The organism is Pontiella agarivorans (assembly GCF_034531395.1).
Classification (GTDB): Bacteria; Verrucomicrobiota; Kiritimatiellia; order Kiritimatiellales; family Pontiellaceae; genus Pontiella; species Pontiella agarivorans.
Genome location: NZ_JARVCO010000007.1, coordinates 307,560 through 320,274 on the forward strand (window position 1 = coordinate 307,560; position 12,715 = coordinate 320,274).

The following is a 12,715-nucleotide window of genomic DNA, read 5'->3' on the forward strand; positions in this document are numbered from 1 at the left end:
GGCCGCCGGCCGGCCTTTCGTGAACGTCTATTTTTCTATGTCATACCGCTGCGGGTTTCGGCTTGGGGGTGAAATACGCTTTGGGCCAGCTTTGTTTCGGCGGGAGGTCTTTGCGCGGCTCGAGGATTTCGATGGCTTCGGCGGCGGTTTTGCAGGCCAGCAGCGCTTTTCGAACGGCAGGATTAAGCATTCGTTTGGATATCTTCGAGAGGACGGAAAGATATTCATTACTGAATCCTTCGGGGGTCACGAGCAGGAAAACAAAGCGCGTTGGGGTACCGTCTTCGCTGCCGAAATCGATGCCGTCGGGGAAAATGCCCAAGGTAGCCGCCACACCGGAAAATCCGGGCAGTTCAACATGCGGGATTGCCGTTTCGCAATCCATGGCTGTGGAGGAAATCTGTTCGCGTTTCAGGGCGCGTCCCAGCATATCCACTTTGCTGTCCGACGGCAGCTGGTTATGGCGGATCAGGTTGTCCACAAGACATTTCAGTGCCACGGTCTTGGCGCGGGAATGGAGCCGGGGCTTGATCAGTCGGCCCCACAGAAGGCGGCGCAGGCTGGTGTGGGCCAGCGGTGGACTCGACAGCAGGAGCATCGGGTTCGGGACTGCCTTGGCCAGTTGGTCGGGCAGAGAGTCGGCAAAGTCGGCCACCAGCCGCAACGGGCTAGGTGCTCCGATCACCAGCAGGTCGTCCGGGCGCAGGCTTCCGGCTATGGATGCTGCAAAATCGGGTCCGTTGCATTGAATGGTTTTTACCTGCATGCCGAGCATACGCACGCACATTTTTTCGAGCGGATCGTCGTCTTCCGGATCGTTGCACGGATCGCAATCCCGCGTTGCGGTCCAGTGCAGGATATTAACGGGAACGCCGAGTCCGGCAGCGGTCTCCCGCGCGAGCCACATTTGTTCGTAGAGGTTCGGGCCTCGCCCTGTTGCCACGACAATTCTGCCGATCTTCGATGCATCCACTACGCGCAGAAAAACCGCCGGAAGGCCGCGTTCCTGAGCAAGGTGGATCAGATCCTGCATGGCCCGGGTGTCGTCCAGCCATTCGGAAATGATCAGATCGAGCTTCGTGGATTTGGCGAGCTGCCGGGTTTCAGTAACGGCTCGGGTTTCATCGCCCGGAACGGCAAAGCTCGGAACAAATATTGAGTGGCACTGTGCCTCACTGCGGATGGTGAGGGAGTTCGCATACGCGAATATGTCCTCTTCGGATCCGCAGGAAGCCAGTACGGCCATTTGGATCGGCGGGAGTTTCATGTTTCACATCTCCTTTAGCATGCCTCGCATGCTTTGCTGTTTTCGGGTTGAAAGAGTATTTCGATGACTTTCAACCGGCATATACTTTCAGGAAGCGGCCACTCGATTTTCTGTCCGACGCGGCTGCCGAGCAGCGCCATGCCCAGCGGGGCAAGCACATTGATTCGATTTTCGGATACATTGGCTTCGTGCGGCCAGGAAAGGGTGATGCTGTACTCGTCGCCGAGGTCCAGATCGAACACCTGTACTTTGGAATCCATAGTGATGATATCCGCAGGGATGTCCTGTGCGGCAATCAGCTGAGCACGTGCGAGCTCTTTTTCGAGTTTTTCAAATGCCTTTCGGTCTGATCTTGGATTCAGAACACGATGCTCTTCCAGCAACTTGGTGAGTCGCGCGTGGTCGGGCCAGGTCATGATGATGGGTTGTTCTTTCATTAAATGTTCCTTTCTATTTTTTTACCTGTGATTTGTTTTTTTTATTCCCTCACTGCGAAGGGCGGCCTGCCGGCGTGCCTGTATCAGATGCAGCAAGGTTGGAAAGAGTCGGGGAATAGACGTGGATTTACTGAAGAGGCGTGGTTCGGCAAGCAGCCAATGCCGTGCACGGGGCCGGCGCGCCAGCGCCGATATAGAATAAACCGTCATGTTTAGAAGCTCCTTGTTCTGGTGTGGATTGAGTCCTTATTGCACCAGGTGTGCCAGCGCAGGAAACCGGCTGATCATCGGAGAAGGGAGAAGGGGGTGAGTGCTGAAAATGAGTTGGGTATCTTCCCTGTTGGCAGACCTTTGCGGGAGTTGTGTCTTTGACGGAGTGGGTTGTGAGCAGGGCAGGAGGGCCGTTCGACTCCTCGGCGGCGAGTGGGAATAATTATCCCGGATGGGTAAAAATTACCCACCGAAAAAAGATGCGGGAGCCGGCGACGTATCTGCAATACGGCAGCTGCAAAAAAAACGGACTGCCGGTCTGATCCGTCGTGCAGTCGTTTGAAAATTCCGTCTACGCCTTGAGCTTGTTCTGGAGTGTTTTTCGGTCGATGCCCAGAATGGCCGCGGCGCGGGTTTTGTTGCCGCCGGTGCTCGCCAGTACCGCCTGGATATGTTCGGCTTCGACCTCCGCCAGTGAACGCGGCGCACCGCCCTGTGATGCGCTGAACCGCATCAGTTCCGGCAGCTGCGGCGCGGTGATGGTATCGCCCTCGGCCATCAGCACCAGGCGCTGTACCACATTTTCAAGTTCGCGGACGTTTCCCGGCCAGGCATAGGCCTCGAACTGGTCGAGCACCCGGTCGTCGAACTTCGGAACAGGCCTGTTCTGCTCTTTGGCAAAGCGTGCGGCAAAATGGCGGATCAACAGCGGAATGTCGCCGCCGCGTTCCCGCAGAGGCGGGATTTCAACCGGGATGACGTTGATGCGGTAAAAAAGGTCTTCGCGGAAATCGCCTTGTTCAACCAGGGTTTCCAGCGTCTTGTTGGTGGCCGCAATCACCCGCACATCCACTTTGCGCGGTTCGCGGTCTCCGACCCGATAGACGACCTTATCCTGCAGCACGCGCAGCAGTGCTGCCTGCATGGGCATCGTCAGCTCGGCGATTTCGTCGAGGAAAATACTGCCGCCTTCGGCGGCCTGAAAAAAACCGGTGCGCGATTCGACAGAGCCGGTGTAGGCCCCTTTCCGTGCGCCGAAGAGTTCACTTTCAAGCAGTCCGTCGGGGATGCCGCCGCAGTTGACGGGAATGAAGGGGGCGGCTGCGCGGTTACTGCCGTAGTGCATGGCGCGGGCCACCAGTTCTTTGCCGGTGCCGCTTTCGCCGAGGATGAGTACGGTGGCGGAGCTGTCGGCCGCTTTTTCGATGGAGCGGTAGACTGCTTTCATTTTTTTTGATTCACCCAGAATTCCCCATTGGGCGGGGGAGGGGGCGGTTTCGCTTTCAACGGTCCGGCGCAGGCGCAGACGCGCGATGGCCTGTTCAACGGACTCCAGCAATTCGGCATCGGTGAAGGGCTTGGCCAGATAGCTGTGGGCACCGGTCTGCATCGCTTCGACCGCGCCGGGCACGGAAGCATAGCCGGTGACCATGACGACTTCGGCATCAGCATAGTTTTCGCGCACGTGCCGGATCAGGTCGAGTCCGCTGGCTTTGGGCATACGCAGGTCGGTGATTACCAGATCTGCGGGTACGGCATTCAGCGCCCGTACTGCCTCGGCAACACCGGGCACGGTTTGGACGTTATAGCCCGCGGCGGAAAGGTTGCGATGTATGACTTCGAGCGTGTCGGGTGAATCGTCGACGACCAGAATGTGTTCGGATTTGTTAGTTTTGGCCATGGGGTTCTCCGGGGGGGGGCGGGCGGCGCAGCGGCAGCCGGACGACGGCCTGCGTACCGCGGCCGGGCGTACTTTCCAGCGCAATTGTTCCATTGTGGCCTGTTATGATTCCATGCACCACCGAGAGGCCGAGCCCGGTGCCTTCATCTACGTCCTTCGTGGTGAAGAATGGATCAAAGATACGTGGAAGGAGTTCGGGCTCGATACCGTCACCGGTGTCGGCCACGGTAAGCCGAAGCCAGTGTCGGCCATCACGCGAGGTGCTGATGCGCAGGGTGCCGCCGTCGGGCATCGCCTGAATGGCGTTAACGATTAGATTGGTCACGACCTGACGGAGCTGTCCGGCGTCGGCCACGATTTCCGGGATGGTTTCATCAAAGACATATTCGTGTTGAATGTTCGAAGCCGCGCAGCGCGGTTTCCAAATGGATTCGCTTTCTTTGATCAGCCGGTTCAGATTGATTTCAACATCGCGCGGAGGGGTTTGGCGGGCGAATGTCATCAGATTGCGGATGATTCCGCGTGCGTGCAGCGTGGCGGCTTCGATCTTTGCAATATCGCTTTGCGCCTGCTTCGGCAGACCGGGGGTTTTGGCCAGCAGCTGCGAAAAGCCGAGAATGCCGCCCAGCGGTTCGTTGAGTTCGTGGGCGACACCTGCAGCCAGCCGGCCAATCGTTGCGAGTCGGTCGGCATGGCGCAGTTTTGTGTGGAGGCGCTCCTGTTCCGCCGCCGTCTCACGGCGGTCGATGATCAGCCCCACCTGCCGCACCACTTCGTCCAGCAGTGTTTTTTCCTCTTTAAGGAAGGGGATGTCGGAGGAGGGGTAGCCGATCTCAATCGAACCGCGGATTTTGCCGCGGACAACGAGCGGGACCGATAAGACGTGCCGGTATTCCGATTGCCTGCCGGTGCTGAATTCACAGCCATCCAGAATGATACGTGCGGCGGCACGGCCGGGATACTGCCAGGCGTCGGGCAAGGTTTCGGCAACGCCCTGAAGGATTTCCTCCAGTCCGGTTGCGGGATTACCGGAAAGCTGCGCAATGGCATAGAGGCAGCCGAGTTCTTTCACCCGTTCCTCTAACCTTCTTTCAATGTCCTTATGTTCCATGTTCATTCATCCACCCTGTGGTCAGCGAAAATTAACACACCCGAATCGTTTGTCCATTGAACGTTGTGTTCTCTATTTGCCTGGCCGCACCGGCCCTTGCCGGCGCACGGCCGGAACAGGGTGAATACCTTCACTGGTTTGGCGAACGTCTTCAATGGTGTAGAAAACCTTGCGGTGATAATTTTTTATCACCCGCAGCACGGCGGCCAGTTTTTTGCGCCGCACGACGGAGAACAGGATGGACACCCGGCCATTCGCGCCCTCTGCATCGACGGTTGTAATTCCGAAGCCATCAGCGCGCAGCTGTTTAGCCAGTTGAGCCGGCTCGCCGTTGGGAATAATGCGCACCACTACATAGCCCAGTGCAAGGCGGCGTTCGATGAACATGCCGAAATAGGCCCCGGCCGCATAGCCGGAAGGATAGGCCATAAAACAGATCCAGTTATCGAGGTTCGACATAATCTGTGATACCGCCAGCAGCCAGACCAGAATTTCGAAAAAGCCGGTTAACGGTCCCAGCCATTGGTGTCCGCGCGAAATGAAGATGACCCGCAGCGTGCCCAGTCCCACGTCCACCGTTCGTGCTGTAAAAATAAAAAGAGGCAGCAGCCACCATGCTTCCTTAAAAGCATCCATTTGATTTATCCATAAAAAATGGATCCTTTTGATTCATGCTTCAACGTTAAGTTTCCTCCCCGTCGGGACGGGGAGGAACGTTTGCCGGAGAAACTTCATGCTTTGCCTGATGAAGTTTTAATTCCGCGTGTTTCAGGTTTCGATTTATCGGGCCTGGGCCGTGCGCCGGGCGAGACGGTGCCCATGGCGTTTGACGAGCTGACGTTCGATTCGCTCGAAACAATCGGCCAGCGCATGATAGACCCCGTCGTGCGCCCCCAGTGTTTCCCGGCTTCGCGCCACATAGAGCGGCTCGCCCGGAACCGATAACCGGATTTTCACTTCGAAGGCACCCTTGCCTTCATGGTGACGGGTTTTGGTGACCACCACGGTGACGTGCGCATTCGACAGGGCGTATTTATCAAGTTTTTCCATCAATTGGTCCACGACAGTGAGCATGTGTTGTGATCCGTGCATATGCCGGAACCGAACCGTCACGGGAATACCTGTACAGGACGGATGATTGAAGTAAGAAGCGGTGGACTGGACTGGCTTGATTGTGTGCATGACATCAACTCCTTTTCTAAGGGTTACTCTGAGATTTCAACGGCGGGGAAGATCCCCGCCTTTAGAGCCCGTTCAGCACGTGATGTGCTGTCTTAGCTTGAAACGGCTCTGTCCCTCCCTCCGCATGGTTGCGGAAGGAGGGACATCGCGCCCGTTAACGGGCGACCGCCTTCCCGGCGACAATTCCGTTTTTCTCCCGTTCGAGCCGTTTCTTTTCCTTGAGCGTCAGCTTCGGCGTTTTACGCCCCTGCTTCTTTTTGGACATAGTCATCTCCTTTCGTGTTATTGATGCTATCCAAATGATGACCGCCCCTAATGCAACAAGTGTGCCGGTGGATGCGGGTCGCAACAGAGAGGATATCCGTGTGAACGTATGCATGCCGCAAAGCCCGATGAACAGGCCGGTAATGAATCCGGCCGCTCAAAAAAGTGGGTAAGTCTCCGCGCCGTGGAAGCGACTGGATGCGGTGAGATGCGGGAACAATTTCCACGGCGGGGAAATTTTACCCGCCTCGAATAGCCGGCTTCGTCCCTTAAAAACGAAACTTACCGCGTCGGAAGCATCCCGCTAAAAATCTTGCTGAGCAAACGAACCGTGACGAAAATGTATGTATCTTCAAGATGTGTTGTACGCCATAGAAGGCTCGGATTTGGAGGCCGTCATTGCCGCCTGGACAGTGACAGTCTGCCCCTGCAACAGCAATTCACGGCGGGCAGCTATGTTTGGACGACGTCATCGAAGCCGTGAACCTCAGTGTGAAATAATATCCCCATTCCATCGATGTCAAAGCGGAGGTTTTATATCCCTTGCGCGCTGGGCTGTGCCTGCAGTGGTGTACCCTTCTGCCTCCGCATGGCCTGATCGGGCCTCTAAACGGGGGAGATGCGTTCCATTGGTTGGAAGCGCACCCCCCGGAGAAGCTCTCCGTCTGCTCACATGTCTCGGAGATTTCTCCGAAGCGCGAGGATCTGCTCGCCATCCGCCGCAGTCGAGGTACAATGCAGGAAGTGGCAAGTTGATGAGAAAGGATTGTTCGCTTGGCGATGAAACGACGGATGAAAATACTGCGGGGCGTGCTGGTGGTGGCGGTCTTGGCGGGAATCATACTGTTTCTGCAGGTGGTGGCGCTGCCCGAACTGCTACATCGTTTAATAGAGTCTGGACTGAGCGATGCCGGGTTGCCGGAAGCGACGCTGGAGGTGCGAAGTTGCTCCTGGCGTGGCGCCGATCTCATGAATGTGTGTCTTGATGGAGAACGCTGTAATTTTATCGGTGCTGTGGCTGTTGAATATTCGCCGCGTTCGCTGATGCAAAGGCGTCTGAAGCGAGTGCAGATTATCGGCGGCCAGATCTTGATGCGTGCGCGGAACGGCCGTCTTGAACCGGTGAATCTGCCGAAACCGAACCCCGGAGGCGGTGGCGGGAAGGCTGCCCCCTTCGATTGCATCGAATGGACTTCCTGCATGGCGGTGATGGAATGGAAGGACCAGCGCATCGGCATTCCTTTCAGCGGTTCGATCCGCACTGGCCGCGACCGGTTGAGGGGACACCTTGACCTGGCTCTTCAGGGGGTTCCGTTGCGGGTGGAGCTGACGAAGAGGGGGGCCGGGGAGGCTTTCTCCTGTGCCGTTTCCGGGCAGACTGCTGATCGGAGTGGCGCGCCGGCCGCGCATGATTTTCAGTGCGACATCGCAGGAACGGCCGAAGGATATATCTTCGAGGGACGTGCGAAGGGACCGCGTTGGAAGCTGAATCGGTTTGCCGGCTGCTATTCGACCGAATCGGCGGACGCTCCCACGACCATGGTGGAGTGGGAGCTGGAAGGTCACGCCCCGGATTGGCTGTTAAAACAGCTGGCGGACCGCGGCTATGATCTCTCGAAACTCGGCGCAACGCGGATCAGCGGGCAACTTCGGACGGTGCCGGCGAAGCCGTCCGGCCGTCGACTGCCTGATTTTGAAATTCCAGATCTGCAGGTGGTGGTGGAGCCTGGGCGGTTGGCGATCCGGAAGCCAAACGTCTCGCTGCGCGGGCTCTCTGGTGACGTGAGGCTGCGCGGGCGTTGTGAGAATGGGCTGATCCGCCTTTCCGCGTTGCCGGACAGCCGGATGGAATTTGATGCTGCCGACTTCGGAGCGGTTACCATCGAAAAAAGTGTCCTGGACCCGATGGCCGATGACCCGTGCGTATTCGAATGCCAGATTGATGAAGGCGGGGCTCCGGTCCGGCTGCATCTGGCGGCCACGAGCGAGGACATGACTGTTGTTTCGGAAAAGGCCCGCCTTTCGGCTGCGTTGAAAAACGCCCGGATTTCACTTGAAGCGAGGTCGGGTGTGAACCCGGTTGCGAGCGGTATGATATCCGCTGGTGGGGTGACGTGTCATTTGGGGTCATCCCGGCTAATGTGGGCGCTGAAAGACGCGGTATGGAAGATGGATCGGAGTACGGGCGGCCTGATTGATTCGACGCTGGCCTTGAATCACGTCGCGCTGTTGCTGGATGAGTCGAAAGAACTTTTCGTGCTGGCGGGGGACATGCTGAAACCCGTATCCGCCCTCTATAATCCCGCTCGGCACGAGGGCCGGATCCGATTGGAATGGCCTCTGCAACCGGACGCGATACTGTACGCCAATGGACAGATCAATTTCCGGGAAAAACGGCCGAACGGTTTTCTTTCGGTTTCGTGCGACGGGTTTCTGGTGGATGAGGAACAGACCGCGATCCGACAGCTGACCGATGCCACCGGACTGGTCGTGAAGGGCGGCTTTTCCGTGGCGGGGAATGTGCGCCTGCGGGAAGGCCGCATTGTCCCGTGGATCACCTTGGCCGCCACCGATGCAATGCTTGCGAGCGCGCGCTATCGGGCCATCGCGGAAGGCATCGATGGTGCTATGACCTTTACGGGGTTCGGTCCGATGTCCACCCCGGGCAATCAGCAGTTCCGTATCCGGCGGTTGACGCTGGGAAATCTGCCGCTGCGTGACGGTTTGCTGGCGGTGCGCCTTGAACGCGACCCGAGGGCGATTCTTGTGGAGCGTGCGGAATGGGGCTGTATGGGCGGTCGCATATATAGCCGGGCCATGCGAATCGATCCCGACCATCCCCGGATCGACGCCCGGTTTTTTGCAAACGGGGTGGAAATGAGAGAACTCTTCAACTTGGCCTTTGGCGAGGGCGGCTCGGGCAGTGGTGCGCTCTACGGCATGATTCCCGTCAGCCTTTCCCGGTCCAATCCGACCGATTTCTCTATCGGGGAGGGATTTCTTCATTCGACCACCGGAACTGGCACTTGGACGCTGGCGGAGGGAGACCACGCCAATCTGATCCAGAAAGCCCTTGAACAGCAGCTGGGAAGCCTGCTTCAGCAGACGGTCGAAGTGGATGTTCGGGATCGGATTTTCAAAGGCTTCCGAAATTTCGAATACAGCATGTTCAAAATTGATTTCGTGCGGCGAAGCGATGGACTGCTCGGCCGGGTCACCACGCGGGGGCACAGTCGGAATCAAAAGATTCCGGTCGAGTTCGAAGAGATCGTTTTAGACTTTCCCGGGCTCGATGACAACCTACGCAAAACCATGCTCATCAAGACCGCATTGGGTCAGGGCATCCGTCAGGTGGGAGCATCGGCCGAACCCTGATACACGAGGATGATATCGAGTGCGGTAATTCGTTATATCGCGATTGAATCGTCAGCGAGGCGGTGCTAGCTTGGGAATGAAATGAGGTGCGTCATGAAATTTGGATTGTTTATCGTTCTGACCGTCGCTCTATTGTCACTCACGGGCTGTTTCAACATGAAGATGCAGCCGATCAAGGTGGAGCCCGTTCACATGACGCTGGATATCAACGTCAAACTCGAACAGCAGGAGATCGAGGACGCGGCGGCGGAAATCTCGCCAGTGATCGGAAAAACAGCCCCCGACTTCACGCTGCCGGACCAAAACCAGCGTCCAGTGACTCTCCGCCAGTTTCGGGGAAAATGGGTGGTGCTCTATTTCTACCCGAAGGACGGAACTACTGGGTGTACCCTGGAAGCCAAGGATTTTACGGCCCTGCTGCCCCGCTTTCATGAAATGAATGCTGAGGTGCTGGGAGTCAGCGAGGATTCATCTCAGTCGCATTGCGACTTTATCGCCCAGCACGAACTCAAACTGTTGCTGTTGAGCGATCCGGACCACACAGTGATGGAACAGTACGGCGCGTGGGTGGTCAGTTCATTCGGAAGCTTGAGCTACGGCCGGATCATCCGTACCACGATGATCATCGACCCGGCGGGCGTCATTCGCCACTACATGCCGGAAGTCATGCCGCAGGGGCATGCCGATCGTGTCCTCGGAAAGCTGGCGGCCTTACAGACCTTCCAGTAGGCGGTTGCGGACCATCGCCGAGGGGAGCGCCATGCGGGGGAAACTCTCCTCATTCGCGAAGCGCGTTCCGCGCAACATCACGTCGAGCGCAAGACTGATAATCGTAAAAAAGAGGGATGCCCCTTCCCATCAACCTTTTAGCGCGGTATTGTATCCGCGGTTCAACAGCGGGACGAGGAGGGGTCATGGTCCAATTTGAGGGCGTAGAGAGTCTGACGCGGATGTTTGTTTTAGTGAGCGGCGAGCTTGTCGGTATCATCGTTGGGGGGCTGCTGCTGGGTTTAATGACACGCCTGATCCTGGGCCGCATCGGTTTGATTCCGGCCATGCGAGATCATCCGGAACGCCTTGCAGGCCTCCGTCGGCGGATCCGGTACGTGTTGATTTCCGCCTGTCTGGGACTCTGCCTGGGTGCGCTGGGACTGAACGGGTATCTGGTCTTCCAGCGAACCGATCCCTACGTTCAGACCACGGAGTGGATTAACGCGATCCCCCCCGACTTTTGGCTGAAGCTGGCCTTGAGTCTGGCCAAAGTCATCGGACTCGTGATTGCGGGTCGGATGGTGATCAATATGCTGGTACGCCTGTTAAACAGCCTTATGGGCAAAGCAAAGGCCTTTGAGGGAATCCGCGCCAACGATGAAAGCATCGAAGTGTTCTTCTCATCGCTGACCGCCATCCTTTCGAACTGCATAAAATTTCTCGTGGTCATCGCCGCGGCTGCACTGCTTTCGTTACCGGGACCAGTGGCGGCCTATTTGCTCGCCGCGCTGTATATCTATCTTTTTTTCACCATCGGCCTGCTGGTTGTCAAGGCCGTCGCGGCCATTGTCGACAGCCTCGATGCGTTGAGCAAGAAATACTCCAGCCCCGACAATTGGCTGCGCCACTACGAAAAGCTCAGTATCCTGATTCCTCTCTTCCGGCGCTGCCTTGAATATGTCATCTACGTCACGGTAGCAACGCTGGTTATCCTCCAGCTGAGTTTCATCGAGCGCTTCGCCGTCATAGGTCCACGGCTGACGAAAGTCATTGGCATTTTCTTCATCAGCCGGGTCATCATCGAGATCGGAAACATTTTGATCGATCGTTTCCAGCAGGAGCAGAAAAACCTGACCGAGAAAGAGCGAAAGCAACGCCTGACTCTCATCCCGCTGATGAAGAGCGCCATGAAGTATGTGGTTTATTTTACCGCCATCCTGCTGGCCCTTAATGCGATGAACTTCAATCCAGCCCCGCTGCTGGCCGGGGCCGGAATCATCGGTATCGTTATTGGACTGGGCGCCCAGCCGCTGATCAACGATTTAGTTTCGGGCCTCTTCATCCTTTTCGAAAGCCTCTATCTGGTCGGTGACTATATCGAGACTGGGCAGGGCCGCGGGGTGGTTGAATCGATCGATATCCGCACCACCCGGCTGCGCGATCCCGGGGGGCAGCAGCATATCCTGCGCAACGGACAGATCGGCGACATCATCAACTTCTCCAAACGCTACACCTTTGCCGAGGTGGAGGTGGGCGTGGCCTACGATACCGATCTCGACCTCGCCTACACGGTGCTCGCGGAAGTCGGGCGGAAGATCCGTGAAGTGAATCAGGATGTGCTCGAGGATATGAAAGTGCTTGGCCTGCAAAACTTCGGGGAATCGGAGCTGCTGCTGCGGACGATCACTCGCGTCAAACCGGGTTGCCATCAGCAGGTCGCCCGTGATTTACGCAAACTGATCAAAGAAGCCTTCGACGGCCAAGGTATCGAAATCCCATACGCACGGCGCGTCCTCATTTTCAAAACGGAAACAGAAGAAAATCCGCTGAAGGACAACACGTCATCGACTTTGTCCGACAGAATGCGCTGAACGGAAATCCGCGCGAATAAAGCAATCCGGTATCCGGTCCGCAACAAACCATGCTCACTCCTATTTCAATCAACCCTGATGGAGGTTACAGTTCCGTTTTGTCGCCATCCACCTTTTTCAATTCCCAGATCAGCAGAAAGTTAATGACGGAGCGGATGGTGACGATGGCCGCTAGCAGGCCGAGGTTCTGCCACGACGGCGAGACTGCGCTTTTGAGGATATCGGCGCCGATCAGAAATTCCAATCCCAGCGACAGCGAATGGCCGAGTCGAAGCCGTGTCGCCGAAAATTCCCGGAGACACTCTTTGGAAAAAAGGCAACGGCCGATATAGGGCACGAGCGCCCGCAGGCTGCCGATCAGAATAATAACGATGGAAACGATTTCCAGAAAGTACGCCGCATATTGGGCCAGAATGTTAACAAAATTATGCATCGCTATACTCCTTATGTTTTTTCAACTTCCAAAGCAGTCTGAGCGTATCACTTCCCGGCACCGGACTGCAACGAGGCGTGCTATGTGAGGAATCATGCCGATGTTGCAGATCCATTACAGGGAGAATCCGGTTTTCAGCGTAAAACAAACAGAATAAGATAGATTCCCTTTTC

Annotated in this window: 11 protein-coding genes; 4 read left to right on the top strand and 7 right to left on the bottom strand. The window is 56.8% G+C overall.

The window, feature by feature from the left end:
* Window positions 1-40: 40 nt before the first annotated feature.
* Entirely contained in the window at window positions 41-1,267 is a 1,227-nt protein-coding gene (locus P9H32_RS06285; RefSeq protein ID WP_322608033.1) for a PTS sugar transporter subunit IIA, read from the bottom strand.
* Between the two features lie 14 nt (window positions 1,268-1,281).
* Entirely contained in the window at window positions 1,282-1,704 is a 423-nt protein-coding gene (gene rnk / locus P9H32_RS06290; RefSeq protein WP_322608034.1) for a nucleoside diphosphate kinase regulator, read from the bottom strand.
* A 383-nt stretch (window positions 1,705-2,087) separates the two neighbouring features.
* On the opposite strand from rnk, the gene P9H32_RS06295 reads away from it, so the two are divergent.
* Entirely contained in the window at window positions 2,088-2,237 is a 150-nt protein-coding gene (locus tag P9H32_RS06295) for a hypothetical protein (protein ID WP_322608035.1), read from the top strand.
* Window positions 2,238-2,266: 29 nt separating this feature from the next.
* On the opposite strand, the gene P9H32_RS06300 is transcribed toward P9H32_RS06295, so the two are convergent.
* The 4 genes from P9H32_RS06300 to P9H32_RS06315 all read right to left on the bottom strand — a co-directional run bounded on the left by P9H32_RS06300 (window position 2,267) and on the right by P9H32_RS06315 (window position 5,888).
* On the bottom strand, window positions 2,267-3,595 hold the full coding sequence (locus P9H32_RS06300; RefSeq protein WP_322608036.1) for a sigma-54-dependent transcriptional regulator: 1,329 nt from the start codon (window positions 3,593-3,595) through the stop codon (window positions 2,267-2,269).
* Entirely contained in the window at window positions 3,582-4,712 is a 1,131-nt protein-coding gene (locus P9H32_RS06305; RefSeq protein WP_322608037.1) for a sensor histidine kinase, read from the bottom strand. Before P9H32_RS06305 ends, P9H32_RS06300 begins: the two co-directional genes overlap by 14 nt.
* A 66-nt stretch (window positions 4,713-4,778) precedes the next feature.
* A complete protein-coding gene (locus P9H32_RS06310; RefSeq protein WP_322608038.1) occupies window positions 4,779-5,342 on the bottom strand; it encodes a DUF2179 domain-containing protein in 564 nt (187 codons plus the stop codon).
* 144 nt (window positions 5,343-5,486) lie between these two features.
* Window positions 5,487-5,888: an HPF/RaiA family ribosome-associated protein gene (locus tag P9H32_RS06315; protein ID WP_322608039.1), complete on the bottom strand. Its 402-nt coding sequence runs from the start codon at window positions 5,886-5,888 to the stop codon at window positions 5,487-5,489.
* 1,056 nt (window positions 5,889-6,944) lie between these two features.
* On the opposite strand from P9H32_RS06315, the gene P9H32_RS06320 reads away from it, so the two are divergent.
* The 3 genes from P9H32_RS06320 to P9H32_RS06330 all read left to right on the top strand — a co-directional run bounded on the left by P9H32_RS06320 (window position 6,945) and on the right by P9H32_RS06330 (window position 12,109).
* Window positions 6,945-9,527, top strand: a complete 2,583-nt coding sequence (locus P9H32_RS06320; protein ID WP_322608040.1) for an intermembrane phospholipid transport protein YdbH family protein — start codon at window positions 6,945-6,947, stop codon at window positions 9,525-9,527.
* A gap of 93 nt (window positions 9,528-9,620) precedes the next feature.
* Window positions 9,621-10,256 (top strand): peroxiredoxin, encoded by a 636-nt coding sequence (locus tag P9H32_RS06325; protein ID WP_322608041.1) that lies wholly within the window; start codon window positions 9,621-9,623, stop codon window positions 10,254-10,256.
* A 185-nt stretch (window positions 10,257-10,441) separates the two neighbouring features.
* Window positions 10,442-12,109 carry a mechanosensitive ion channel family protein gene (locus P9H32_RS06330; RefSeq protein WP_322608042.1) on the top strand — a complete coding sequence of 556 codons (1,668 nt, stop codon included), beginning with the start codon at window positions 10,442-10,444 and terminating at the stop codon, window positions 12,107-12,109.
* A gap of 85 nt (window positions 12,110-12,194) precedes the next feature.
* Here the strand turns inward: P9H32_RS06330 and P9H32_RS06335 are convergent, their stop codons facing one another.
* Window positions 12,195-12,542, bottom strand: a complete 348-nt coding sequence (locus P9H32_RS06335) for a DUF1622 domain-containing protein (protein WP_322608043.1) — start codon at window positions 12,540-12,542, stop codon at window positions 12,195-12,197.
* Window positions 12,543-12,715 lie beyond the last annotated feature (173 nt).